This is a genomic window from Vitreimonas sp. (assembly GCF_036392335.1).
GTDB lineage: Bacteria > Pseudomonadota > Alphaproteobacteria > Caulobacterales > Aquidulcibacteraceae > Vitreimonas.
In genome coordinates, this window is record NZ_DASVYD010000014.1 from 1 (window position 1) to 24,203 (window position 24,203).

Annotated in this window: 22 protein-coding genes; 3 read left to right on the forward strand and 19 right to left on the reverse strand. The window is 63.5% G+C overall.

Annotation, left to right across the window (positions count from 1 at the left end):
• Nucleotides 1–41 precede the first annotated feature (41 nt).
• From hflX to VF769_RS02075, 7 genes are all read right to left on the reverse strand, one after another.
• Complete coding sequence (hflX, locus tag VF769_RS02045) at nt 42–1,400, reverse strand: GTPase HflX (protein WP_331006702.1); 1,359 nt, start codon at nt 1,398–1,400, stop codon at nt 42–44.
• Nucleotides 1,384–1,635, reverse strand: coding sequence for an RNA chaperone Hfq (gene hfq, locus VF769_RS02050; protein WP_135210135.1), 252 nt, complete (start codon nt 1,633–1,635; stop codon nt 1,384–1,386). Before hfq ends, hflX begins: the two co-directional genes overlap by 17 nt.
• A gap of 122 nt (nt 1,636–1,757) precedes the next feature.
• Complete coding sequence (locus VF769_RS02055) at nt 1,758–2,603, reverse strand: D-amino-acid transaminase (RefSeq protein WP_331006703.1); 846 nt, start codon at nt 2,601–2,603, stop codon at nt 1,758–1,760.
• Complete coding sequence (locus VF769_RS02060) at nt 2,600–3,991, reverse strand: sigma-54 dependent transcriptional regulator (protein WP_331006704.1); 1,392 nt, start codon at nt 3,989–3,991, stop codon at nt 2,600–2,602. Before VF769_RS02060 ends, VF769_RS02055 begins: the two co-directional genes overlap by 4 nt.
• Nucleotides 3,991–6,222, reverse strand: a complete 2,232-nt coding sequence (locus tag VF769_RS02065) for a PAS domain-containing sensor histidine kinase (protein ID WP_331006705.1) — start codon at nt 6,220–6,222, stop codon at nt 3,991–3,993. Before VF769_RS02065 ends, VF769_RS02060 begins: the two co-directional genes overlap by 1 nt.
• A 60-nt stretch (nt 6,223–6,282) precedes the next feature.
• Nucleotides 6,283–7,662, reverse strand: coding sequence for a sigma 54-interacting transcriptional regulator (locus tag VF769_RS02070; protein WP_331006706.1), 1,380 nt, complete (start codon nt 7,660–7,662; stop codon nt 6,283–6,285).
• Complete coding sequence (locus VF769_RS02075) at nt 7,659–8,750, reverse strand: two-component system sensor histidine kinase NtrB (protein WP_331006707.1); 1,092 nt, start codon at nt 8,748–8,750, stop codon at nt 7,659–7,661. Before VF769_RS02075 ends, VF769_RS02070 begins: the two co-directional genes overlap by 4 nt.
• A 157-nt stretch (nt 8,751–8,907) precedes the next feature.
• Between VF769_RS02075 and VF769_RS02080 the strand changes: the two genes are divergently transcribed.
• On the forward strand, nt 8,908–10,044 hold the full coding sequence (locus tag VF769_RS02080; protein ID WP_331006708.1) for a bifunctional 2-C-methyl-D-erythritol 4-phosphate cytidylyltransferase/2-C-methyl-D-erythritol 2,4-cyclodiphosphate synthase: 1,137 nt from the start codon (nt 8,908–8,910) through the stop codon (nt 10,042–10,044).
• 133 nt (nt 10,045–10,177) lie between these two features.
• Here VF769_RS02080 and VF769_RS02085 read toward each other — a convergent pair whose 3' ends face one another.
• The gene (locus tag VF769_RS02085; protein WP_331006709.1) at nt 10,178–12,886 is read right to left on the reverse strand and encodes a fused MFS/spermidine synthase; all 2,709 of its coding nucleotides are present in this window, start codon (nt 12,884–12,886) and stop codon (nt 10,178–10,180) included.
• An 87-nt stretch (nt 12,887–12,973) separates the two neighbouring features.
• Here VF769_RS02085 and VF769_RS02090 point away from each other — a divergent pair, with 87 nt between their 5' ends.
• Complete coding sequence (locus tag VF769_RS02090) at nt 12,974–13,459, forward strand: CinA family protein (protein ID WP_331006710.1); 486 nt, start codon at nt 12,974–12,976, stop codon at nt 13,457–13,459.
• Here the strand turns inward: VF769_RS02090 and VF769_RS02095 are convergent.
• Nucleotides 13,456–13,911, reverse strand: a complete 456-nt coding sequence (locus VF769_RS02095) for a type II toxin-antitoxin system RatA family toxin (protein ID WP_331006711.1) — start codon at nt 13,909–13,911, stop codon at nt 13,456–13,458. The two genes, VF769_RS02090 and VF769_RS02095, sit on opposite strands and share 4 nt — an antisense overlap.
• Nucleotides 13,912–14,053: 142 nt before the next feature.
• Nucleotides 14,054–15,025 carry a lipoyl synthase gene (gene lipA / locus VF769_RS02100; protein ID WP_331006712.1) on the reverse strand — a complete coding sequence of 324 codons (972 nt, stop codon included), beginning with the start codon at nt 15,023–15,025 and terminating at the stop codon, nt 14,054–14,056.
• 204 nt (nt 15,026–15,229) lie between these two features.
• Between lipA and VF769_RS02105 the strand changes: the two genes are divergently transcribed.
• The gene (locus VF769_RS02105) at nt 15,230–16,798 is read left to right on the forward strand and encodes an AMP-binding protein (protein ID WP_331006713.1); all 1,569 of its coding nucleotides are present in this window, start codon (nt 15,230–15,232) and stop codon (nt 16,796–16,798) included.
• A gap of 186 nt (nt 16,799–16,984) precedes the next feature.
• Here the strand turns inward: VF769_RS02105 and VF769_RS02110 are convergent, their stop codons facing one another.
• From VF769_RS02110 to VF769_RS02150, 9 genes are all read right to left on the reverse strand, one after another.
• Nucleotides 16,985–17,497: a hypothetical protein gene (locus VF769_RS02110; RefSeq protein ID WP_331006714.1), complete on the reverse strand. Its 513-nt coding sequence runs from the start codon at nt 17,495–17,497 to the stop codon at nt 16,985–16,987.
• Between the two features lie 9 nt (nt 17,498–17,506).
• Nucleotides 17,507–18,916 (reverse strand): dihydrolipoyl dehydrogenase, encoded by a 1,410-nt coding sequence (gene lpdA / locus VF769_RS02115; RefSeq protein WP_331006715.1) that lies wholly within the window; start codon nt 18,914–18,916, stop codon nt 17,507–17,509.
• An 84-nt stretch (nt 18,917–19,000) separates the two neighbouring features.
• Nucleotides 19,001–19,651 carry a MarC family protein gene (locus VF769_RS02120; RefSeq protein WP_331006716.1) on the reverse strand — a complete coding sequence of 217 codons (651 nt, stop codon included), beginning with the start codon at nt 19,649–19,651 and terminating at the stop codon, nt 19,001–19,003.
• Nucleotides 19,652–19,690: 39 nt separating this feature from the next.
• Nucleotides 19,691–20,140 (reverse strand): hypothetical protein, encoded by a 450-nt coding sequence (locus VF769_RS02125; RefSeq protein ID WP_331006717.1) that lies wholly within the window; start codon nt 20,138–20,140, stop codon nt 19,691–19,693.
• A gap of 40 nt (nt 20,141–20,180) precedes the next feature.
• A complete protein-coding gene (locus tag VF769_RS02130; RefSeq protein WP_331006718.1) occupies nt 20,181–21,518 on the reverse strand; it encodes a pyruvate dehydrogenase complex dihydrolipoamide acetyltransferase in 1,338 nt (445 codons plus the stop codon).
• On the reverse strand, nt 21,515–21,961 hold the full coding sequence (locus VF769_RS02135) for a hypothetical protein (RefSeq protein ID WP_331006719.1): 447 nt from the start codon (nt 21,959–21,961) through the stop codon (nt 21,515–21,517). Before VF769_RS02135 ends, VF769_RS02130 begins: the two co-directional genes overlap by 4 nt.
• Nucleotides 21,958–22,353 (reverse strand): hypothetical protein, encoded by a 396-nt coding sequence (locus VF769_RS02140; RefSeq protein WP_331006720.1) that lies wholly within the window; start codon nt 22,351–22,353, stop codon nt 21,958–21,960. Before VF769_RS02140 ends, VF769_RS02135 begins: the two co-directional genes overlap by 4 nt.
• Before the next feature lie 40 nt (nt 22,354–22,393).
• On the reverse strand, nt 22,394–23,791 hold the full coding sequence (locus VF769_RS02145; RefSeq protein ID WP_349258080.1) for a pyruvate dehydrogenase complex E1 component subunit beta: 1,398 nt from the start codon (nt 23,789–23,791) through the stop codon (nt 22,394–22,396).
• Nucleotides 23,791–24,189 carry an MAPEG family protein gene (locus VF769_RS02150; protein ID WP_331006721.1) on the reverse strand — a complete coding sequence of 133 codons (399 nt, stop codon included), beginning with the start codon at nt 24,187–24,189 and terminating at the stop codon, nt 23,791–23,793. The genes VF769_RS02145 and VF769_RS02150 overlap by 1 nt, the downstream gene beginning before the upstream one ends.
• Nucleotides 24,190–24,203: the final 14 nt, after the last annotated feature.

Below are 24,203 nucleotides of genomic sequence, written 5' to 3' on the forward strand. Positions count from 1 at the left end.
ATGAAGATGCCGGCTGGAAGCCGGCGATCCGAAGACCAGCCCTACTCCGCCGCTTGCTTTGGTTCTTCGGGCAGGGGCTCCAAAGGTGCAAAGCGCGCCGCATCTTCCACCAAGAGCTCCGCCCGCAGCGTGATCACGCCATCATCGTCGGTTTGCTCATCGAGAACTTTGCCCGCAGCCGCGATCTGCGCGCGCACGCGTCCAGCATCGTCCGGCGCCAAGGTGAGGGTGATGACGCGCGTCGCTGAGAAGGCCGCGCGATCGATCGCCGCGAGCAGGGAATCCACGCCCTCCCCTGTCTCCGCCGAAATCGCGACAGGGGGTAGGGCGCTGCCCTGCCCCTGCTCAGCCGCCGTCTGCGCACGCCGCAAGCGGCCCTCACGCGTCGCGTCGTCCAACAGATCGATCTTATTCCACGCCTCAAGCACCGGCGGCGTTTTCCCGCCCGCATCCTTGGCCAATTGCGCCAGCACGCCCAGCACGTCGGCTTTCTGCTTGTCCGTCTCGGGATGGGCGATGTCGCGCACGTGCACGAGCAGATCCGCCTCCGTCACCGCCTCCAACGTGGCGCGGAACGCCTCAACCAATTCGTGTGGCAGATCGGAGATAAAGCCCACCGTGTCGCTCATGATCACGGCACGGCCGCTGGGCAATTTTACTTGCCGCGCAGTCGGATCGAGCGTGGCGAACAGCATATCCTTTGCCAGCACGCCAGCCTGCGTCAGCCGATTGAACAGCGTCGATTTGCCGGCGTTCGTATAGCCCACCAGCACCACAGCCGGCAGGCCCGCGCGCGAGCGCGCACGACGCTGCAGCCCGCGCGTCCGCCGCACGTCCTCCAGTTCGCGCTTCAGCTTCAAAATTCGATCCGCGATGATGCGTCGATCGAGTTCGATCTGCGTTTCGCCAGGACCGCCAGTTTTGCCCAAGCCGCCACGCTGGCGCTCCAAGTGCGTCCACGTGCGAACCAGGCGCGAGCGCTCATAGCCCTGACGCGCCAACTCGACCTGAAGCTTGCCTTCCTTGGTGCGCGCACGCAGGCCGAAAATCTCGAGGATCAAGCCCGTGCGGTCCACGACCTTGGCGCCAATATCGGTTTCCAGATTGCGCTGTTGCACAGGCGAGAGCGGCGCGTCGATCACGACCACGCCCGCGCCGGTTTCCTCGGCACGCTCTTTCAAACGCTCCACGCGGCCGCCGCCCAGATAGGTGCGGGGGCTGATCTGGCGCAGCGGCGGCGCCTCGGCGTGCGTGACGTCGAGGCCCAAAGCTTGCGCCAGCCCTACGGCCTCCAGCAGGCGCGCTTCGCCATCGCGAATGCTCTCGCCCGCCGTCGCCAGCGGGCGCAGCACGATCGCGCGATTGAAATCTTTGAGCGGCGTATCAGCCGTCGGCTTCATCAGCTGCCTTGTCGATATCGTACAATTGCACGGGCGCGCCCGGCATGATCGTCGAAATCGCGTGCTTGTAAACGAGCTGCACCTGGCCATCGCGGCGCAACAACACACAGAAATTGTCGAACCAAGTGACGACGCCCTGCAGCTTCACGCCGTTGACCAGGAAAATCGTGAGTGGCGTCTTGGCCTTGCGGACAGCGTTCAGGAACGTGTCCTGGAGGTTTTGTTTCTTATCCATGGTGTAGCCCCATGCTTCAGTTTTATGACGCCGCGACGAAACGCACGGCTTGATGGGCTGCTATAGGCACGAACCGGGGGTGGCGCCAACTGTAACCGGGCGCCGAATACTGTAACGCCGGTTCAGGCGCCCAAATAAGCGGCGCGCAGGGCCTGCGTCACGGGTCCAGGCTTTCCTTCGCCCACCGGCGTGTCATCGATGGCGACAACAGGGAAAATCGGCGCGCCTGCGCCGGTCACGAACGCCTCCCGCGCAGCCTTCGCCTCGGCCAACGTGAACGGCTCCTCGATCACCTGCATCTGCCGCTCTTGCGCGACCTTCAGCACCGAAGCGCGCGTGACGCCATGGAGGATGTCATTCGAGAGCGGGCGCGTGCGCAAACGTCCCTGAGCATCAACGATCCAAGCATTCGATGATGTGCCTTCCGTGATGAAGCCGTCGGCATCCACGAACCACGCCTCGAACGCGCCAGCTTCCTTCGCTGCCTGACGCTGCAGAATGTTCGGCAGCAGATTGACTGATTTGATATCGCGCCGCGCCCAACGGATTTCCGGCGTCGTGATCACCTTCACGCCTTCTGCGCCACGCTTGCGCATGCCCGCCTGGTCCAAATTCTTCGCCGTGATGATCAGGGTGGGCTTTGTCGGCTTGGTCGGAAACGTGTGGTCGCGCGGGGCGACCCCGCGACTGATCTGAATATAGACGATCCCGTCGCGCACCTTGTTGCGCCGCATCGTCTCCTTAATCACCAAATTCAGCGCCCGCTCATCCATCGGCGCCGGCACGCGGATTTCGTTCAGCGATCGCTGCATACGCGCGAAATGCCCCTCGGAATCGCGCAGCTGTCCGCCGCGCACCGGCCACACCTCGTAGATGGAATCGCCAAACTGAAAGCCGCGATCATTGATTGAGATCGCCGCATGGCGCATCGGCACGTACGCGCCATTCACATAAGCGATCTGGCTCATTCCGCTTCTTGTCCGCTGCGGCCCGGCGCCTCTACGCCCAATGATTTCAGCTTCCGGTGCAGCGCCGAACGCTCCATGCCGATAAACGCCGCCGTGCGTGAAATATTGCCGCCGAAGCGCGTGATCTGCACGTTGAGATATTCGCGCTCAAACCGCTCACGCGCATCACGCAGGGGCAAACCGATCACTTCCTGCATGCCATCGCGCTTCGAACCCGCGGCCGGCCAAGCTTCCGGCGGCAGCGAATCCACGGTCACCGGCTGCGAAAGGTCCCCCGTCGCCAAAATCAGGATGCGCTCGATCACGTTGCGCAGCTGGCGCACATTGCCCGGCCACTCCGCGGCCTGCAGCGCCGCCAGCGCGTCTTCACCGATCTGCCGCGCCGGCACCCCGGTCATGCCCGCCAGACGCCCAACGAAATAGCCCGCCAGCTCTGGAATGTCTTCGCGTCGCTCCGACAGCGCCGGCGCGCGTAGCGGCACCACGTTCAGCCGGTGATACAGATCCTGCCGAAAACGCCCTTGCTCGATATCGCCACTCAAATCGCGCGATGACGAAGACACCACGCGCACATTGACTTGCACGTCCGTGGAGCCGCCCAGGCGGCGGAAGCGTTGCTCGACCAGCACCCGCAGAATCTTCGACTGCGTCTCCAGCGGCATATCGCCGACTTCGTCCAAGAACAGCGTGCCCGCATGCGCCTGTTCGAACACACCGATCTTGCGCGCGCGACCATCTGGGCCTTCCTCGCCGAAGATCTCGCTCTCCATCCGATCCGGCGCGATCGACGCCGCATTGATCGCCACGAACGGCCCGCCGACACGGGCGCTGCGTTCATGCAGCAGCCGCGCGATGAGCTCCTTGCCGGAACCGGCCGGCCCGGTGACCAGCACCCGCGAATTGGTTTGCGAGACGCGGTCAATTGCGCTGCGCAGCGCCGCCATCACCGCCGACGAGCCGATCAGCTCATCGCTCGCCGCCGAACGCGCCTTGAGCGCCGTGTTCTCGCGCTTCAGCCGCGCCGCCTCCAGCGCGCGCTGCACGACGAGCAACAAACGATCGGCGGTGAACGGCTTTTCGACGAAATCATAAGCGCCTTTGCGGATCGCCGAGACCGCGGTCTCGATGGTGCCATGGCCGGAGATCACGATCACCGGCATGTCCGGATCGATCTCCTTGAACGTCGCCAGCAATTCGAGGCCGTCCATGCGGCTGCCCTGCAGCCAAATGTCGAGCACGACGAGTGAAGGCGTGCGTCGGCGCAAGGCATCCAGCGCTTCGTCGCTGTCACGCGCGGTCCGCACCTGGTGGCCGTCGTCTTCGAGGATGCCCGAGACGAGATCGCGGATATCGGCTTCGTCGTCGATGATGAGAATGTCAGACGCCATCAGGCTGCTCCTGCGCCGTGTTCTGCGGCCGCTTCAAATGTGTCATCGGCCCGCTTTGGAAGAACGAAACGGACAATCGCGCCCGGGCTTTGCCCGGGTGCGTCGTCCAACTCAATCAGCCCCCCGTGGTCTTCGACAATGCGCGCCACGATCGCCAGGCCGAGCCCCGAGCCCTTGGTGCGCGTCGTCACATACGGTTCGATCAGGCGGTGGCGATCCTTCTCCGGAAAGCCCAAACCGTTGTCGATCACTTCGAATTGCACGCCGAAATCGAGGTCGCGCAGCCGCAGCAGCACGAACCCGTCCTTCGGTTCGCCATCGCGCGCGCGCCGCGCTTGCACGCTTTCGGCCGCATTCTTGATCAGGTTCAGCAGCGCCTGCGAGATCAAGCGCTCGTCGCTCACCAAGCCGATCGGCTTGTCTACGCCTTCGACCTCAATGCGCAGATCGGAGAAGGCCAAGCGCTGACCGAACACGGTTTGCCGCGCGATCTCGCTCATATCCGCAAAAGCCATCCGCGGCGTCGGCATGCGTGCGAACGACGAGAACTCGTCCACCATGCGACCGATGTCGGCGACTTGGCGCAGGATCGTGTCCGTGCACTTCAAGAACGTGTCCTGATCCGATGTGATCTCGTCGGCGTATTTGCGCCGCAGCCGCTCGGCCGAAAGTTGGATTGGCGTCAACGGGTTCTTGATCTCGTGCGCGATGCGGCGGGCGACATCCTTCCAGGCTTCCTGCCGTTGCGCCGAGATCAGCTTGGTCATGTCGTCGAACGTCAGCACGAGGCCGCCGTCGGCTTCAGGGCTCATGCGCACGCTCAGATTCAGCGATCCGCCCTCGCGCATCAGGTCAACGCGCATCGCCGGCGTCTCGCCCATGGGCGAAGCGCGGTTCAGCAATTCGGCAAACTCGGGCGCGACATCGATCAGCCGGCGGCCGACGAGATTTTCCACCCCGAGCAATTGCACCGCGGAGCGATTGGCGGCCGAGATCCGGCCATTGTGATCCAACCCGACGACGCCGGCGCTGACGCCAGCGAGCACCGTTTCGATGAATTGCCGGCGGTCCTCAGCGTCCTCCTGCGCCGCCACCAAATCGCGCCGCTGCGTGTCCAATTGCGCCGTCATGCGGTTGAACGCCGTCGCCAGCGCGTCGATCTCGTCGCGCTCCTCGCCCACGCTGACGCGCGCTTTCAAATCGCCGCTCTCGACGCGCCGCGCCGCGCCGACAAGCCGTCCGATCGGCTCGGCCACGCGCGTGGCGCTGTTCAGACCCACCCAACCGGCGGCCAACAACACCAGCAGCGCCGTCGAAAGGTAGGCCAGCCCAAATAGACCGCGCAGCGCGCCCTGTTGTTGGCGGGCGTTGCGATAATCCTCCACGGATTCATCGAAGGCGCGCAATTGCGAGACCAATCCCGGCGCCACCGGCCGCGCGACCAAGAGATAAGCGTCCTGATATGCGTTCAGCCGATAGAGCGCGCGCACCGAATTGGTCGGTTCGTCGAACCGCACCGACACCTGGTTGGCATTCGCCGTCACATAGGCATTGCGCGACGGCGGACGATACGGGCCCGCGCCAGGCATCTCACTTCGCGCCAGCACGCGCCCGGCGCTATCGACCACATAAGCCGCAGACAGCGCGCGCCGCTCCGTCTGTGCGTTCAGAAACGCCAAATAGCGCTGCGGCTCGTCCACCAAACCCTGTCGCGCCGCGTTCAAGTCGACGCCCATCGCCTCGACTTCACTGCTCAGTCCGCCGGACGCCAGATCGACATACGCACGACCGACGTCAGCCGCGTTCTCGATCGTGCTCTCGACGCGCTGGCTAAACCAACGATCGACACCCTGACTGAAGGTGAAGCCCAAGAACGCCGCCACGATGATCGCCGGCGCCAGAGCGGCCAGCGCGAACAACGTGACGAAGCGCAAATGCAGCCGCGCGCCGCTCGCGGCTGAGCGCCAGGCTTTGGCGATCCGCAGCATGCGATGCGCGAAGATGCCGGTGAGCACCGCCGAGATGGCGATGCTGGCGAAGAGCATGCCGCCGATGGCTGTATTGGCCTCCCCTGCCAAGCCTTCGCCGAGGAGGAGGGCGATGGTGGCCGTCGCGGTGAGGAGGGCGGCCACGCCGAAGCCGATGGCGAAGGCGAGCGCGCTTTTCCCTTGCGGACGGTCGCTCAGAACCGCCGCGTCGGAGGCGGACTCATTCGCCGTGATTTGCACCATGACCGGGGGAACTCATGTTGCTGCTTAGCAACATGGTGTTGAACCAAGATCACGGCAGCGTCAATCGCCGCGCCCAGTCTTGATGCCTAAGGTCTGGATTTTCTTCCGTAAAGTATTGCGGTTGATGCCCAGAACCGCCGCCGCCCGGATTTGGTTGCCGCGTGTAGCGTGCAACGCCTGTTCGATGAGCGGGCGCTCCACCTCGGCCAACAGCCGGTCATAAAGCCCAGCCTCGGGCAAATCGGGGCTCGCGGCCGCGAATTCCGAGGCGAGGCGGCGGGACACGGCGGCTTCAAAGCCCTCCCCGCTCTCTTCGGCGGCCTGCTCCTTGGCCGCGTTGCCGAGCTCATTGCCGATCTCGCGTGCGGTGATCACCGAAGCGGGGCTCAGCGCCGCTGCGCGACGGAGCAAATTCTCCAGTTCGCGGACATTGCCGGGGAAATCATAGGCTTTCAGCCGTTCGATCGCCGAGCTGTCGAGCTGTTTATCCGGCAGCCCTTCGCGCTTGGCCCGCACCAAGAACGCCCGCGCCAAGTCGCCGACATCCTCCAGACGCTCCCGAAGCGGCGGCAGCCGGATCGAGACGACGTTCAAACGATAGAACAGATCCTGACGGAACGACCCCTGGCGGGCGAGCGAGGACAGCGAGCGCTGAGCCGCCGCGATCAGGCGCACATTGGGACGCTCGTTCGGATCATCCGAATGCAGCAAGCCCGCCAATCGCGTCTGCGCATCGGACGGCAACTCATCCACGTCTTCCAAGAACAATGTGCCGTTGCGCGCCTGCTGAAATTTGCCGTCCGGCCCAAACAATTCGCGGTCGATCTGCGCCGGCGCGGCGCCCGCCAAGCTCACGATCACGAATGGTCCGCTGGCCCGGCGGCTATGATCGTGGATCGCGCGTGCGACGCGCTCCTTGCCCGTGCCGCTTTCGCCTTCGACCAGCACGGTCAAATCGGTGCCGGCCACCCGCGCCATCACGCGATACACTTCCTGCATCGCTGGCGCGCGACCGATCAATGGCAGCTTCTCTTCCTTCTCGGCTTTCGCGCCCTGTGCGCGCGTCTTCGCATCCGGTCCGCCGGTCAGCGCGCGCCGCACCGCGGCCATCAGATCATCCAGGTCAAATGGCTTCGGCACATAATCATAGGCGCCCGCGCCTGCGGCGGAGAGCGCGGTCGACACCGTCGATTGTGCGCTCATCACGATCACGGGCAGGTTAGGGCGCGCGATCCGCATCGAGGGGAGCGCGTCGAACACACACTCGTCGCCCATGTAGACGTCGCTCAGGACGAGGTCACCCTCCCCCTCACGCACCCATTTCGACAGCGTCGCGACATTGCCTGTCGCACGCACATTGTAGCCTTCCTTGCCGAGCGCTTGCGAAAGCACGAAGCGCAAGGACGCGTCGTCATCCGCCAACAGGATGCGTGCGCTCATGGGTGATCCTCCGGATCGATGGGAAGCAGAATGGTGAAAGCGGTGCGCCCAGGCACGCTATCGACTTCGATGCGTCCGTCGTGCCGCGCGACGATGTCGGCGGCGACCGTCAAGCCAAGACCCATGCCGCCAGATTTCGTGCTCGCGAACGCCTCAAACAAGCGATCGGCCACGTCGGGATGCAAGCCTGGTCCATTATCGACGATCTGCACTTCGAGTTGCGCGCGCGCAGCGCCGCTGGCTGCGGACCGGAAGCGCACGCCCGGGCGATACGCCGTGATGATGGAGATTTCGCCGTCAGGCTGGTCGCCCAACGCTTCCACCGCATTCTTGGCGATGTTCAAAAACGCCTGGATCAATTGGTCCAGATCGCCGCGCACCGGCGGCAAGCTTGGGTCATAGCGTTCGCGGATCATCACATGCGGGGCGCTTGAGCCCACCAATTTACGCACCCGATCCAGCGCCTCGTGAATGTTGAACGGCTCGAAACGCGGTGGGTGGAAGGACCCGAGCGGATCGATCCGGTCGGTCAGCCGGTGAATCCGATCCACTTCATCGCAAATCAACGTCGCCAATGCCGAAGCTTCATCATCGGCGCCGCGCGAGATCAGCTGCGCCGCCGCGCGAATCCCAGCGAGCGGATTGCGCACTTCATGCGCCAAGGTGCGCGCCGCCGAATTCATTGCAGTCGCCAATGGCGCTACTCGTGCGCGCGGCGCATGCGTGATCACCAGCGCGACATAACCGTTATCGCCCACCTGCCCCGCTGACACGGTCGCGCGGCCCAGCGCAAAACCGGGGCCCGCCAGCGTCACGTCCGCTTCGGCCACGGCCACGCCATTCGCGGCGCGGCGCGCGAGCCCAAGGATCGGCGCATCATTTCCGAAAATCTCATCGAGGCGTCGGCCCAACAGCCCCCGCCCCACACCGGCGAGCAATTCCGCGGCGGCGGCGTTCACGAAACGAATACGCTCGCCCGAGTCCAAACCGATCACCGGCGCAGGCAGCCCCTCAAGCCAACGCTCGGCGTCGGGGGTCGAGATGCGCCCCGCCAAAGGCCGCAATTCGCTCACGTTCGGTCCGCCCATACCCACATCCCCAGCGCGAGGCGGGAGACAAGCCGGCGATTTTCGGTCAAATCGAGCATCCTTGGCCCCGTCCTCGGCGTCGAGTATGGCGCCTAAAAAGCGGGCGCCAAGGGTTTTATGCTGCGATGCAACAAGAGTGCGAAGAATTCTCCAGCCGATGAAAGTGGCCGCCATCATCGTCGCCGCCGGCTCCGGCAGTCGGGCGGGCGGCGATTTGCCTAAGCAATACAATAGCCTCCTGGGGAAACCGGTGTTGCGCTGGTCGACCGAGGCGTTCCTGCGCGCCGGCGTGGGAGAGGTGGTCGTCGCCATCGGCGCGGACCAGGAGGACCTGTTCCATGCCGCAACTGCGTCCCTCCCCGTCCGCGCGGTGCGAGGAGGGGCGACGCGCACGGAGTCCGTGCGGGCGGCGATGACCGCGATTTCCGACACCGATGTCATTCTCATTCACGACGCAGCACGTCCGGGGCTTTCTGAGACCACGATCCGCGCTCTGATCGAAGCGGTGCGCGACGGGGCGCTTGCCGTCGCTCCTGCTTTGCCTGCTGCGGATGCACTTCAGCGCGTAGGCGCCGACAATGTCGTCGTCGCTGAGATTTCACGCGAGAATTTGATGCGCGTGCAGACCCCGCAAGCCTTCAACGCCGCCGCACTGCGCGCCGCCTACGCCGCGATTGGTGACGCGACCTTCGCCGACGATCTCGCGGTCATGCGTAAATTCGGCGCCGAAACGAAACTGATCGCCGGCGATCCGCGCCTGATGAAGATCACTTATCCCGGAGATTTGGAAATGCTCGCGCGCCTGCTCGATAATCGCTTCGTCAGCGTCGGCAACGGCATCGACGCGCATCGCTTCGGCGAAGGCGATCATGTCACGCTCTGCGGCGTGCGTATTCCGCACGAGAAAGGCCTGCTCGGCCATTCCGACGCCGACGCCGGCTGGCACGCGCTGGTGGACGCTATTCTCGGCGCGCTCGGCGAAGGCGATATCGGCGCACACTTCCCGCCGAGCGATCCGCAATGGAAAGGCGCGGACTCGGAAAAATTCCTGCGCCACGCGCTGCGGCTCGCCGATGCCGCCGGCGCCACCATCACACATGTCGACGTCACGCTCGTGTGCGAACGCCCAAAGATCGGTCCGCACCGCGAAGCCATGCGCGCCCGCACCGCCGCCGTGCTCGATCTCCCCATTGAGCGCGTGAGCGTCAAAGCCACGACCACCGAGCGCATGGGCTTCCTCGGCCGCGAAGAAGGACTCGCGGCCTACGCCACCGCGACCCTGTTGCGCCGCTAAAACCGGAGCGCCGGCGCCCTCGTCGGCATCGCGAACGCACGCCGCCTTCGACAAGCTCAGGCTGACGCTAGAAGATTGTCCGCGACGCCAGAGTTCGCGTCACCCTGAGCCCGTCGAAGGGCGACGCGACGCACTATTGCTGCGTCGGATCAGTCGGCGCCGCCGGCGTTTCCTGCGCCGCCGGTTCACCGCCGCACTCGCGCAACCATGGATAAATCCGGCAATTCTCCGCGCCAGAGAGCCCTTCCCACAGCGCGCGCGGCACGTTGATGTAATCGTCCGTCCAGCCCGGTCCCTCCGGCGCCTCGAACGCACGCCAGCCGCCGCTCGGCAACGCCAAGCGGCTCATGATCTCGGGCGATTTCGCCACGATCATCACGCTCGCTGCCAAGCCGCCATAATACGAAACGTAAGGCTGTTCGAACCGATCGCTGATCCGATATTGGGTGAAAGCGCCGATATCGCGCGCCACCCGCGCCGCCTCTGACACCAGCGCCAGATTACGGTTCGACAAGTGCAGCACAACGATGCCGCGATCGGAGGTCTTGTCGAGATATGTCTGGATCGCCTCGGCCGTGAGCAAGTGCGCCGGGATCGCGTCGGACGAGAATGCATCAACTACGATCACATCGAACTCACCGTTCGGCTCCTCCGCGATCCGCAACCGCGCATCACCCAAGACGATGCGCGCGTTCGGCTGACATTCCGGCACGTAAGTGAAGTCGCCGCCCGGCTCGGCCGCCAAGCGCACAACGGCCGGATCAATCTCAAAAATCGTCAAGCGATCATCTGGTCGGGTCAGGCACGCCGAGGAGCCGGCGCCCAAGCCAATCAGCGCCATGTTGGAGGAATCGCCCGTCGAAAGCCCCGCCAGGATCGCCTCCCCTAGCGCCGTGCGCGGATGATAATAGGTGAGGGGCAGGCGGGTGAGGCCGGGGGCGGCGAGCTGCGCGCCGTGAATCGTGGTGCCGTGCAACAGAATGCGCAGCGGCGGCACGGCGGGATCGCTCGGATCATCCATCACGCGCGTGCGCAACACGCCGAAGAAGCTGCGCTCCTGCGTAATGATCCGCGCGCCGCGCGCGTCCTCAAGAAAGATCACGACGAAAGACGTCAGCACGACCGCCGCCATGACGATCGGCCGGCCGCGATTGAAGAACACGCCAAACGCGCAAAGCAGAATGCCAACCGTCACCAGCAATTGCGGCGTCAATCGTGCGCCGACGAGCACCTGCATAATCAGGAATAACAAGGTCGGCAGCGCCGCGCCGCAGGCAAAATCGGCGATTGGCGAATCTCCCTCGCGCCGGTTCTGCGTCGTGCCGTGCACCACGAACATCAGCACCAGCATGCTCGACCCAATCAGCACCAAGCCCCAGGGCTGCTGGATTTCCAGTTGCCCGCTGCCTTCGACGATCGAGCGCACAAAGATTGCATCCAGATGGAACGCGATCCAGATCACGATAGCCGCATGCACTGCCGCCGCGCCCAGGAACGCGTACCGGAAGGGCGCGGGCCGACGCTCATCACCCCATCCCGCCGCCACCATCGAGCACGCCGCGCCCAACGCGCCCACGATGATTACGGAATCGATCACCGCCGTACGCACGTTTAGAATGACGAACAGCACCGCAATCATGACCGCTGCAGCGACCGAGGCGTCCATCAAGCGCGGCATGTCGTTCTGCGCGCGCGGCCGAAACAGGCACGCGGCCGCCAACGCCAGCGGGTACTCGTACACATTGTTGAAAATCACCGGCGCCAGCAGCGCCGCAAACGCGCCGCCCAGCACGCCGCCCAGTGAGACGTAGAGATAAAACTCCGTCAGCCGGCTCGCGTCCGGTCGCGATTGCGCCAGGGCCAAATGGCAGATCAGGGCGCTGAAGAAGAACCCTGCCAATATGCCCGCAACAGAGAAGGTCCAATTGCCCGATGCATAATAAGACGCCAGCAACAGCGCCAAGGCGAACGGGTGGATAAACAGCGTCGAGCCAATCAGCTTCTCGCTGCCGCGCGCGAACGCGATCACGAACGTCGCTAGATAAAGCGCCAGCGGGATCACCCACAGCATCGGCGCTGACGCCACGTCGGTCGAAATGTGCAACGTCACGCCCAGAGACAGCGCCGACGGCACAGCCGCCGCCGCCATCCAGTACAGACGCTCGCGCCACGTCACCGCCCCCGCATCCGGCGCGGCGTCAGTTTTCACCGGCGCTGGCGCGCCGTCATTGGCCGACACCGCCATGCCGGCGCACAGCACTACCATCGCCGCGACGAGCAGATAGCCCGCCGTCCACGCGCTGCTCTGCGCCTGTGCGCCCAAGAGCGGTTCGATCAACGCCGGATACGCGAGCAGGCCGATGAACGAGCCCAAATTGCTCGCCGCATAAAGATAATATGGGTCATGCGCGTCGGCGCGTCCTGTGCGCGCATACCAAGCCTGCAGCAATGGCGCCGTCGCCGACGCCGCCGCAAACGGCGCGCCCACCGAGAGCGCGAGCACGCCGACAAGCCACAACGCCGGGTGCTCCGAACTTGGCGCGCCCAGCGCGTTCGTCACATGCACCGGCAACACCAGCCACGCCGCCAGCAGCACAATTGCATGCACGACAGCCTGCACGCGCAAATCGCGCACGCGCGCCAGCAAGTGCGCATAGAGATAGCCCACCAGCAGCGCCGCCTGGAAGAACGCCATCGAGGTGTTCCACACCGCCGGCGATCCGCCCAAGAGCGGCGTCACCATCCGCCCGAACAGCGGTTGCAGTACGAAGATCAGCGCGGCGCTGGAAAACAGCGCGAGCGCGAAAATCGGCGCTGCGGCGCGGCGCGCAAGAGCTTGCATGTTCCCTCCCGAAAGCGCCCCGCTTCTGCCACCCCCCATGAGTCCTGGGAATGGACTTTCTCCACATCGCGGCGCTATCCACGACGAATGACCGCCCATTATGAGAACGCCCAAACGCTGCTCGCCGAGACGAAGGCGCGCGGCTTCAAGATCGCCACCGCCGAAAGCTGCACCGGCGGCCTGATCGCGGCCTCGCTCGCGGCAATACCCGGCGCCTCCGCCAGCCTAGAGCGCGGCTTCGTCACCTATTCCAACGAAGCCAAAACCGAAATGCTCGGCGTGCCCGCCGATCTCATCCAACGCATCGGCGCTGTCAGCCGCGACGTCGCCATCGCCATGGCCGAAGGCGCGATCGCCAAGAGCCGCGCCGACATCGCCGTCGCCGTCACCGGCATCGCCGGCCCCGATGGCGGTACACCCGAAAAACCCGTCGGCCTCGTCCACATGGCCGCCTCAAGACGCGGCGGCGCAACCATTCACGAAGAAAAGCGCTTTGGGGATTTAGGGCGGCACGAAATCCAACTCGCCACCGTGCTCGCCGCGTTCGATCTGCTTAAGCGTGTGATGGACTAGCGCCCGAGCCGCTTCTTCGCTTCGCGCTCAAACGCGCCCATCACGCGCGCGGCAACCTTATCCTTGTTGGCGCTCACCACTGCGTTCAGCAGCGGGTTCTTGAACTGGTACGAAATCCAGAAGCGCACCTTTGCGCCCTTCTCGTGCGGCTCGAACCGCCAGCGATTGTCCAGCGCATGAAACGGCCCGCTCACCAGCGCCACATCCACTTCGCCCTTGGCCGGCTCACAGCGCACCGACGTCGAAAACCGTTCCGTGATCGCCTTCCAGCCCACAATCGCGGTGGCCACACCTTCCCAACCGCCCTCGTCGCGCGGCTCTTCCTTCACCACGCGCAAACTCTGCAGCCACGGAATGAATTCGGGATATGCACGCACATCACCCACCAACCGGCACAAATCCGCCGGCGCGTACGGCAAGATGCGCTCGGCTTCGATGACAGTACGGCTCACTAAACTGCTCCCCCGTTTACGGGGGAGCTGTCACGCGTAGCGTGACTGAGGGGGCGCGCGCGGTGTTGGCGGACTTTCCCCCTCCGGCTCGCTACGCTCGCCACCTCCCCCGCTTGCGGGGGAGGACTTAACATACGCCTTCTCAAGCTTGCTGCGCCAAGCGCGCCGCTTTCAGACGCGCGAAATCTTCGCCGGCGTGGTGCGACGAGCGGGTCAGCGGCGAGGCGGACACCATCAGGAAGCCCTTGGCGTACGCGATCGTCTCCAGCGCCTTGAATTCCTCCGGGGTCCAGAACCGATCGATCGCCGCGTGCTTCTTCGTTGGCTGCAAATATTGGCCGATGGTGAGGAAATCCACGTTCGCGACGCGCAGATCGTCCATGACCTGCAGCACTTCGTCCTTCGTCTCGCCCAAGCCCACCATGAGGCCCGATTTTGTGAATTGCCTCGGATCGCGCTGCTTCACCGAATCCAGCAGCCGCAGCGATTGATAATAACGCGCGCCCGGCCGGATCGAATGATAGAGCCGCGGCACAGTTTCGAGATTGTGGTTGAACACATCCGGCGCCGCATCGATCACCAGCTCAGCCGCACCCGGCTTGCGCAAAAAGTCCGGCGTCAGGATTTCGATCGTCGTCTCTGGCGCCGCTTCACGAATAGCGCGGATCGTGCGTACGAAATGATCGGCGCCGCCGTCCTCCAGATCGTCACGATCCACCGACGTCACCACGACATGCTTCAAGCCCATGGTCGCGGTGGCGTGCGCGACATTCTCCGGCTCAGCTTCATCCAGGGGCAGCGGCTTGCCGGTGGAGACATTGCAGAAGCTGCACGCGCGCGTACAGATGCCGCCCAGGATCATGAAGGTCGCGTGCTTCTGGCTCCAGCACTCGCCGATGTTCGGGCAGCCGGCTTCTTCGCACACCGTGTGCAGCTTCAGATCGCGCACCAGCTCCTTGGTCTGATGATAGCCCAAGCTCGTCGGCGCCTTCACCCGGATCCAATCCGGTTTGCGCGGCGAGGCGTTGTCCGGCCTCCCCTCTTTTTCGGGGTGGCGGGGGCGGGGGGCGCCCTCTTTTTCGCCTTCAGGGCGCAAATCAAGCAAGGTCGGCATGTCTGGAACATGACCCTCCACGCCTTGTCCCGCAACGCCTGGACGGCATTTCTGCAATGCAGCGCCAAGGGGTTAACGTGCGACGTCTTGCCCAAGTCTGGCCACGCCTCTAGTCTCTGTTACAGCCGTGAAACAATAATCACGGGACAAGCGCCCCCTACGTCCCGGGCGCTTTGGGCGGGTCAGTACGGAGGCAACAAGCTCATGGCGCATCGTCCGTTCGAGTTGGCGCGTACGCGCGTCTCCTTGTTCGAGGCCCTTCTGCGGGCGCGTGACGAAAGAGGCGGCAAGTACAAGATCCTTGAGGATCACGAGCGCAAGCCGCTTTCCTACGACGACATCATCCGCGCCGCGTTCGCGCTGGGCGGCAAGCTCGATATGCTGATCAAGAAACGTGAGACGGCGGGCATCCTGCTGCCAACCGGCGCGGGCTGCACGGTCACGTTCTTCGCGCTGCAGGCCATCGGCCGCACGCCGGCCATGCTCAATTTCACCGCCGGCGCCATGAATCTGCGCGCCGCCTGCGAAGCCGCCAACGTCAAAAAAATTCTGACCTCACGCGCTTTCATCAAGCTCGGTGGTCTCGAAGCGTTGGAGAAGGAACTCTCCAAGCACGCCAAGCTCATCTATCTCGAAGACGTCCGCAAAACGATCGATTTCGGCGACAAGCTGATCGCCTTGCTCAAGGGCTCATTCCCGCGCCTGTTCGCCGCGAAAGCCAACCCGGACGACACCGGCGTGATTCTGTTCACTTCAGGCTCCTACGGCACGCCGCGCGGCGCCGTGCTCAGCCACGCCAACATCGTCGGCAATGTCGAACAAGCGCACGCGCACGTGCCGTTCGACCCGGACTGGGTGTTCTTCAATCCGCTGCCGATGTTCCATTGCTTTGGTCTGACCGGCGGCACGATGCTGCCGCTCTTCACCGGCCACAAAGTGTTTCTCTTCCCGTCGCCGCTGCAGGTGAAGGAAATTCCGAAGCTGGTGAAAGAAACCGGCGCCAACGTCTTCTTCGCCACCGACACGTTCGCGCAGCAATATGCGCGCAACGCCAAGGACGGCGATCTCAATTGCATCAAGATCATGGTCTGCGGCGCCGAGCGCGTGAAGCCGGAGACGCGTGAACTCTACAAGACCCGCTTCGACGTCGAATTGCTCGAAGGCTATGGCGCCACCGAAGCTTCGCCCGTCATCGCCGTGAACATTCCCGGCGCCAACAAGCACGGCTCCGTCGGCCAATTCCTACCGGGCATCGAATGGCGGCTTGAGCCCGTGCCAGGCATCGAAGGCGGCCAGAAGCTCTTCGTGCGCGGCCCCAACGTGATGCGCGGCTATCTCGACCCCACCAAACCGTTCGGCATCGATCTCCTGCCGCAAGGCTGGCACGACACTGGCGATGTAGTGGACGTCGACGAAGACGGCTTCATCCGCATCCTCGGCCGCGTAAAGCGCTTCGCCAAAGTTGGCGGCGAAATGGTCTCGCTCAACGCCGTCGAGAGCTACGCCCAGACTGTCTGGCCGGAAAACCTGCACGCTGCTGTCGCCTTGCCGGATTCGCGCAAAGGCGAACGCATCATCCTCTTCACCGACAATGCCGACGCCAAGGTCGAAGACCTGCAAGCCTGGTGCAAGGAAAACGGCGCGTCAGAACTCGCGATCCCAAAACGCATCGTCGTGATCGACACCATCCCCGTCCTCGGCAGCGGCAAAACCGATTACGTCGTGCTGCAGCGCATGGCGGCGGAGCGCTTTGCGGAAGCGAAGGCGGCTTAACCCTGCTCGCCCTCGATGGGCGAGCTGTCATTCCGCCGTAGCGTAGCGAAGGCGGAATGACAGAGTGGGTGGTTGCGCCGCTCTAAACGATGGAGCCATCAGAGGCTCAACTCCAAAACACCGAGTGTCCACCCACTCCGTCCGCGAGCGAAAGCTCGCGGCCACCTCGCCCATCGAGGGCGAGGATTACCCGTGCTCCACCCGCAGCGTCCCATCGACACGCGAGCACGTCATCGTCAGATCGCCCTGCAGCGTCTTGAAGCGCACGACGCGCTGCACATCGCTATCTTCAATCAGCATCCCCGGCCCGACCGCATTGGCGGCTTCATTGAGCATCGCCAAACATTGCTCCAACGGCAGCCCCTCAAACGCCGGCGCGCTAAACTCCGGCATGTTCGGCCCGCGCACGACGGCGACGGCTTCCGGCGCCGCGCTCGCATCCGCCATGCCCTCCGGCGCCGGTTGCGGCTGTCCCTGCGATGGCGCGTTGGATTCATTCTCCGCGAAATCCGGCCACTGAATCTCAGGTAGCTCGATCTGCGGCATCGCCAATTCCGGCATGCGCCAACCGTCAAACGACACGCCGTTGTCGTCGCGCACCGCCCACAGCAGTGCGCCAAATACGAGCGCGGCCACCGTCCAGCCGAGCCAACGCGGCGTCTCACCAGGCTCGCGTGTTGGCTCAGGCCATTCGCTCAACGCGCTCTCCTAGACGTGCAGCACGCGCCCGTACGCATCGAGCACCGCTTCGTGCATCATTTCCGAAAGTGTCGGGTGCGGGAACACTGTTTCCATCAGTTCCTGCTCCGTCACTTCGGCGTTCATGGCGACGACATAGCCCTGGATCAGCTCCGTGACTTCAGCGCCCACCATATGCGCGCCGAGCAATTCGCCGGTCTTGGCGTCGAACACCACTTTGACCATGCCCTGGTCCTCGCCCAGCGCAATCGCCTTCCCGTTGCCGACGAATGGGAAGCGCCCCACGCGCACCTCGCGCCCCGCCGCTTTGGCTTTGGCTTCGGTCAAACCGACGCTGGCGACCTGCGGGTGCGAATAGGTGCAGCCAGCGATGCGTTCCTTGATCATCGCATGCGGCTTCTGTCCCGCGATCGCTTCAACGCAGATCACGCCCTCGTGCGACGCCTTGTGCGCCAACCACGGCGCGCCCGTCACATCGCCAATCGCATAAAGTCCCGCCACATTCGTCTTGCCGTAGCCATCGGTAACGATGTGCCCGCGATCGGTTTTCACGCCGAGGCCTTCGAGCCCGAGATTTTCGATGTTGCCGGTGATGCCGACAGCCACGATCGCGTGCGACGCACTCAGCGTCTCTTCCTTACCCTTCGAAGCAATAACGGCTTCCACACCGTTCGCTGTCGCCTTCAGAGACTTCGCTTCGGTGGACGTGAGTATCTTCAACCCTTCTTTCTCGAAGCGCTTCTTCGCGAACGCGGAGATTTCCTCGTCCTCGACCGGCAATACGCGGTCGAGCAATTCCACCACCGTCACCTTCACGCCAAACGCCGCATAGAACGAGGCAAACTCAATCCCGATCGCGCCCGAGCCGAACACCAGCAAGCTCTCCGGCCACTCGGGCGGCGTCATTGCGTCGCGATAGGTCCAAATCTTCTTGCCGTCGCTCTTCAAGCCCGCAGCCGGAATCTCACGCGCCCGCGCGCCAGTGGCGAGGATCACGTGCTTGGCGTCGTACGAAGTATCTTTGCCGTCCTTGCCCTTTACGATCACTTTCGGCGCCGCTGCACCCTTCTCCAAACGCGCTTCGCCTTCGACCACCGTGATCTTGTTCTTCTTCATCAAGAACTGGACGCCCTTCTCCATGCGTCCAGCCACCCCGCGCGAGCGCTTCACCACGGCCGCGGGATCGAATTTCACGCCCTCGGCCGAAAGCCCAAATTCGCTCGCATGTTTGAAATTGCGATACACTTCGGCCGAGCGCAGCAGCGCCTTGGTTGGGATGCAGCCCCAATTGAGGCAAATGCCGCCCAGCCGATCGCGCTCCACGATCGCCACCTTCATCCCGAGCTGCGACGCGCGGATCGCCGTCACATACCCGCCAGGGCCCGAACCAATCACGATCAGATCAAATGAATTGCTCATGCCTTTGAGGAATAGGGCACTAAGGCAGTAAGGCAATATGTTTGGAATGCAGAGCAGCTCTTACTGCCCCACTCCCTTATTGCCTTAAGCCCCTACGGCAATGCCAAAGGCATTGCGTATCCCATCGACCACGAATTGCGCCGCCAGCGCCGCCAGCAAAATCCCGAACACCCGCGTCAGCATCGAGCCCACGGTCGGCCCCATCACTTTCGAGATCGGGCCCGCCGCCAGGAACGCGATCAGGCAGAGCGCCAAATTCGCGCCGACGCCGGCCAGCACCATCGTCCGCTCCAGCGCACCCTCATATTGCGCGAAGAAGAGCATGATCGAGGCAATCGCGCCCGGTCCCGCGATCAGCGGAATGGCCAGCGGAAACACCGAAATATCGTCCTGGGTCTCCGGGTGCTCGGCCTGATGCTGCGCCACTTTCTCCGCGCGCTCATCGCGCCGCTCGGCCCGCTTCTCGAACAGCATGTCGACCGCGATCAGGAACAACAGCAAGCCGCCCGCGATCCGGAACGCATCCATCGACACATGGATCTGTTCCAGTAGCCACGCGCCGCCAAAGGCAAAAGCCAGCAGAATGCCCGTCGCAATCGCCACCGACTTCCACGCCATCTTCCGCCGCCAAGCGGGCGTCATGTGCGACGTCATCGTCGTAAACATCGGCGCCATGGCAACTGGGTCGATGGCGACGAAGAACGTCACGAAGGATGCAAGAAGAAGCGAAATCATCGCCGTGTCCTAACCCGCGATGTGAGTCTTGGCGATGCCTCAGCCGGTCGCAATGCCAGTCACGAAATCGTTCACGAAGCCAAACACGCTCTCCCACGTCACGTAGGCCGTGAGCGCAAAGACGAGGACCGCCAGAATGGGCGCTGCGCGGCTGAGCGTGCGCCCCACATCGCGCGCGACAAGGCTGATGATCCAGCCGATCAAGCTTGAGCCGATGATCAATCCGCCCAGCAAGCTCACCAGCGCGATCAGCCCTGGTAGCGTGGCGCCGACAGTCAGGAATGCGTGGAAGAACAAGAGCAGCGGCGTGATCAGGCTCAAGATCATCACCGGCAGCGCAAAATCGCCGGGCTTCTCGGCTTCTTCATCCTTGCGCCGCTTCGGCTTTGCCGCTTCGCAAATCATCACGAAGAAGCTGCCGATCAGCGCAAAACCCCAAAGATCGCCCAGCGCCGTCAGCAACGCGCCGATATAATCACCGATAGGCATAACTCACCCCCAGATGGAGCATGCCGCACCGATGTGATGGTTACAACAACATCGCCATCGGGTCTTCCAAGAACCCGCGGAACGCCTTCAGAAACGCAGCGCCCAACGCACCATCCACGACGCGGTGATCGCAGGTCACGGTCACGCTCATCATTGTGGCGATCGCCAGTGCGTCGTTTTTCACCACTGGCCGCTTCTCGCCTGCGCCGATCGACATGATCATGCCGTGCGGCTCGTTGATGATGGAGGCGAAGCTCTTGATCCCCATCATGCCCATGTTGGAAATCGAGAACGTGCCGCCCTGAAACTCTTCCGGCTTCAGCTTCTTGGTGCGCGCGCGTTCGGCCAGATCAGCCATCTCGTGCGAGATTTGCGCGAGGCCTTTTGTTTCCGCCGCCCAGATGATCGGCGTGATCAAGCCGCCCGGTATCGCCACCGCCACGGCAACGTCCGCATGATGGTGCACAGCGATGCCGTCCGGCGTGTACGACGCGTTGGCTTCCGGCACGAGTTTCAGCGCCAAGGCCGCCGCCTTGATGCACATATCGTTGACAGAAATCTTCACGCCCTTATCGCCGAAGCGCTTATTGATCTCGCCGCGCGCCTTCAACAGCGTGTCGATCTCGATATCGATGTTCAGTGGGAAATGCGGCACATCGCGGAAGCTCTCGGTCATGCGCTTGGCGATGGTTTTGCGCATCAGATCAAGCGGCACGAGATCGTAAGAGCCCGCGCGAATGCCTTGCTGCTCCAGCGTTTTGTGCTGCGTCGGCGTTTGCGCAGCCGGCGCTTGCGTCGCGAGCGCGCGCGATTCCAAACGCGGCGGCTCATCCTTGCGCGGCGCTTGCTTCTTCGCCGGCGCCTTCAACGCCGCTTCCACATCCGCTTTCACCACGCGCCCGTGCGGGCCGGAACCCGCAAGCCCCGAGAGATCAATCCCACCTTGCTCCGCAAGCCTGCGCGCCAGCGGCGATGCAAGTACGCGCGCCTCTTGTGCTCCCCCGCTTGCGGGGAAGCTGGCAGGCCGCGCAGCGGGCTGACTGAGGGGGGCGTGCTTCACTTCCCCCTCCCCTCGCTCCGCTCGGACCTCGCCCGCTTGTGGGGGAGGAGTTTTGGCCGCCGGCTTCGCCGCATCACCTTCGCCGGCGAGCGTCGCGATCGGCGTATTCACCTTCACGCCTTGCGTGCCTTCCGCCACCAAGATCTCCTCGATCACGCCTTCATCGACGGCTTCGACTTCCATCGTCGCCTTATCCGTCTCGATCTCGGCAATGACCTGGCCCGGCTCGATCGTGTCGCCGACCTTCACATGCCATTTCGCCAGATTGCCCTCCTCCATCGTCGGAGACAGCGCCGGCATGGTGATTTGCGTCGTCATGAGGAAGCTCGTTTCGAAGTTTGCAGCGCGACGTTCACGACGTCGGGCTTCCAGCGATGAAGAAAAGTCATGTAGCCCAGCACGCCATAGACCGAGAGCATGCCCAGCCACAGCAGCGCGCGCACGATCGTATCCGTGCCATTGGTGGCGTTGGCGAGCGCCGCACGCCCCGCAGACGTCAGCTCACCCGCCCCGTCAAGTTCGCGCAGCCGTGCGATCAGCCCGGCATGATTGCCCTCGGCGCCAATCATCACCATCAGCAAGAGACCCAGGATCAGAGAAATAAACGCGAACGCCCCCACCCGCGCCACCAGCATCGCGTCGCCGACAAAATAATTCAGCGCCACGATGTAAGCCGACACCACCGTGAAAATGATCGACACGCCGAACAGCAAGATGTTCGTGTACTCGATCAATTGCTCAACGACTTCACCTTCGCTCATAGCGTCGCCTCCGCAATCTTGCTCACCTTTGGCGCATCTTGGCAAAGCACGTGCGCGACGGCCGCATCGGTGCCAATCACGAAATGCTGCATGCTTTCGGCGATGCGCGCGGCTTGGCTTTCGTGCTGAACAATTGCGGCGATCATCGGCGACTTCTCAACAATGAGAAAGCCGCCAGCGCCGGGGCAGCATTCATCGCGTCGGCGCCAGAGCGAGCAGACTTGCCCTTCGTCCTCTTGAACAATCACGCTCATGGGCTCAAGCGCCTCAATCCGCCAACGCTCAAGCGGCGGATCGAATTCGACATCAATCTCGCACACGCGGTCCACATTCGTTATCCACTCGACGCGCGCGAGCAGCACCGTCCGATCGCGCGTTGCCGAGAACGCCAATGGCCATGACCTTATGGAGGATTGGGCGTAGTCGAACATCTCAGCGATAGGTGACGGCTTTCACCGCATCCAAAATCTTATCCACGCTCGGCAAAGCCAGCGCTTCGAGATTAGCCGCATACGCCAGCGGCGCATCGACCTGGTGTACGCGCGTTGGCGGCGCGTCGAGATAATCGAAGGCCTCGGCGGTCACACGCGCGGCAATCTCGGCGCCCACGCCCGATTGACCCCAGCCTTCCTCGACCGTGACGATGCGGTTGGTCTTCTTCACGCTATCGATGATCGTATCCGTATCGAGCGGCCGCAGCGTGCGCAGATCGATTACTTCCGCGTCGATGCCCTCTTCGGCCAATTGCTCGGCGGCTTTCAGCGCCAAGCCCACCATGCGCGAATGCGCCGTGATGGTGACGTCCGCGCCGACGCGACGGATTTTCGCTTTGCCGATCGGGACCACCCAATCGGCGACGTCCGGGATCTCAAACTCAACGCCGTAGAGCATCTCATGCTCGAGGAAGACGACCGGATTCGGATTGCGGATCGCCGCTTTCAACAAGCCCTTGGCGTCCGCCGCATCATACGGGGCGATCACGATGAGCCCAGGTACGTGGCTATACCAAGACGAATAATCCTGGCTGTGCTGCGCCGCCACGCGTGATGCGGCGCCATTCGGCCCGCGAAACACGATCGACGATTTGATCTGGCCGCCCGACATATAGAGCGTCTTGGCCGCCGAATTGATGATCTGGTCGATGGCCTGCATGCCGAAATTCCAGGTCATGAATTCAACGATCGGCTTCAAACCCGCCATCGCCGCACCCACACCCAAACCAGCAAAGCCGTGCTCGGTGATCGGCGTATCGACCACGCGCTCGGGCCCAAACTCATCGAGCAGCCCGCGCGAGACTTTGTACGCGCCCTGATATTGCGCCACCTCTTCGCCCATCAAAAACACGCTGGGATCGCGGCGCATCTCTTCCGCCATCGCATCCCGCAACGCATCGCGCAGCGTGATCTTCACCATCTGCGTGCCTGGCGGGAGTTCTGGATCAGCAACGCTCAGCGATGCTCCCCCGCGGGCGGAGGAGCTGTCAGCGCGCGCAGCGGGCTGACTGAGGGGGGCGGGTTCTTTCACGTCCCCCTCCCCTCGCTTCGCTCGGACCTCCCCCGCTGGCGGGGGAGGAGTTGGCGCAGCCGCCTCGCCTTCGCCATCCAACACCGCAATCGGCGTATTCACCTTCACGCCCTGCGCGCCTTCTTCGACAAGCAGTTTCGAGATCACGCCTTCGTCGACGGCCTCGACTTCCATCGTCGCCTTATCGGTTTCGATCTCGGCGATGACTTGGCCCGGTTCGATCTTATCGCCGACCTTCACCAGCCATTTCGCGAGATTGCCCTCCTCCATCGTCGGAGACAGCGCGGGCATGAGGATTTGCGTCATCAGGCGAGAACCCCGAAGAGAGCCAGGAAGATCAGTACGCAAGCGATCACGCCCGCGAGCCAGAAGAAGGCGCGCAGGATCGGCCAACCGAACGCGTACCAAACCGCGTGCAGAATGCGTGAGAAAAAGAAGATTTGCGCGCCCAGCACCGTCCATTGATTGGAAATGCCAGAGATCGCCGCGATCAGAATGAGCGGTGCAAAGAACCAGAGGTTCTCACGGAAATTATCGGTGAGACGCTTCATGCGCGCCTGAAACACAGTCGGCGGCTTCAGATTATCGCGATTGTTCATCATCGCGAGGCCGCCATTGTTGCGCACACCGGCGCCGGCTTGCACGAACACGACCACGAAAAACAGCGCGATCGTGTACGCGAGATACGTGAGTTCAACGCTCATAAGATTCCCCCCTC

What these genes read in the sequence shown, in the direction of transcription:
- VF769_RS02135 (WP_331006719.1), bottom strand. Translation starts at nt 21,961, where the DNA reads ATGAGCGAAGGTGAAGTCGTTGAGCAATTGATCGAGTACACGAACATC.
- lipA (WP_331006712.1), bottom strand. Translation starts at nt 15,025, where the DNA reads ATGCCGACCTTGCTTGATTTGCGCCCTGAAGGCGAAAAAGAGGGCGCC.
- VF769_RS02085 (WP_331006709.1), bottom strand. Translation starts at nt 12,886, where the DNA reads ATGCAAGCTCTTGCGCGCCGCGCCGCAGCGCCGATTTTCGCGCTCGCG.
- VF769_RS02060 (WP_331006704.1), bottom strand. Translation starts at nt 3,991, where the DNA reads ATGGCGTCTGACATTCTCATCATCGACGACGAAGCCGATATCCGCGAT.
- VF769_RS02105 (WP_331006713.1), top strand. Translation starts at nt 15,230, where the DNA reads ATGGCGCATCGTCCGTTCGAGTTGGCGCGTACGCGCGTCTCCTTGTTC.
- hflX (WP_331006702.1), bottom strand. Translation starts at nt 1,400, where the DNA reads ATGAAGCCGACGGCTGATACGCCGCTCAAAGATTTCAATCGCGCGATC.
- VF769_RS02130 (WP_331006718.1), bottom strand. Translation starts at nt 21,518, where the DNA reads ATGACGACGCAAATCACCATGCCGGCGCTGTCTCCGACGATGGAGGAG.
- VF769_RS02065 (WP_331006705.1), bottom strand. Translation starts at nt 6,222, where the DNA reads ATGGTGCAAATCACGGCGAATGAGTCCGCCTCCGACGCGGCGGTTCTG.
- lpdA (WP_331006715.1), bottom strand. Translation starts at nt 18,916, where the DNA reads ATGAGCAATTCATTTGATCTGATCGTGATTGGTTCGGGCCCTGGCGGG.
- VF769_RS02120 (WP_331006716.1), bottom strand. Translation starts at nt 19,651, where the DNA reads ATGATTTCGCTTCTTCTTGCATCCTTCGTGACGTTCTTCGTCGCCATC.
- hfq (WP_135210135.1), bottom strand. Translation starts at nt 1,635, where the DNA reads ATGGATAAGAAACAAAACCTCCAGGACACGTTCCTGAACGCTGTCCGC.
- VF769_RS02070 (WP_331006706.1), bottom strand. Translation starts at nt 7,662, where the DNA reads ATGAGCGCACGCATCCTGTTGGCGGATGACGACGCGTCCTTGCGCTTC.
- VF769_RS02090 (WP_331006710.1), top strand. Translation starts at nt 12,974, where the DNA reads ATGACCGCCCATTATGAGAACGCCCAAACGCTGCTCGCCGAGACGAAG.
- VF769_RS02150 (WP_331006721.1), bottom strand. Translation starts at nt 24,189, where the DNA reads ATGAGCGTTGAACTCACGTATCTCGCGTACACGATCGCGCTGTTTTTC.
- VF769_RS02075 (WP_331006707.1), bottom strand. Translation starts at nt 8,750, where the DNA reads ATGGGCGGACCGAACGTGAGCGAATTGCGGCCTTTGGCGGGGCGCATC.
- VF769_RS02055 (WP_331006703.1), bottom strand. Translation starts at nt 2,603, where the DNA reads ATGAGCCAGATCGCTTATGTGAATGGCGCGTACGTGCCGATGCGCCAT.
- VF769_RS02145 (WP_349258080.1), bottom strand. Translation starts at nt 23,791, where the DNA reads ATGACGCAAATCCTCATGCCCGCGCTGTCTCCGACGATGGAGGAGGGC.
- VF769_RS02125 (WP_331006717.1), bottom strand. Translation starts at nt 20,140, where the DNA reads ATGCCTATCGGTGATTATATCGGCGCGTTGCTGACGGCGCTGGGCGAT.
- VF769_RS02080 (WP_331006708.1), top strand. Translation starts at nt 8,908, where the DNA reads ATGAAAGTGGCCGCCATCATCGTCGCCGCCGGCTCCGGCAGTCGGGCG.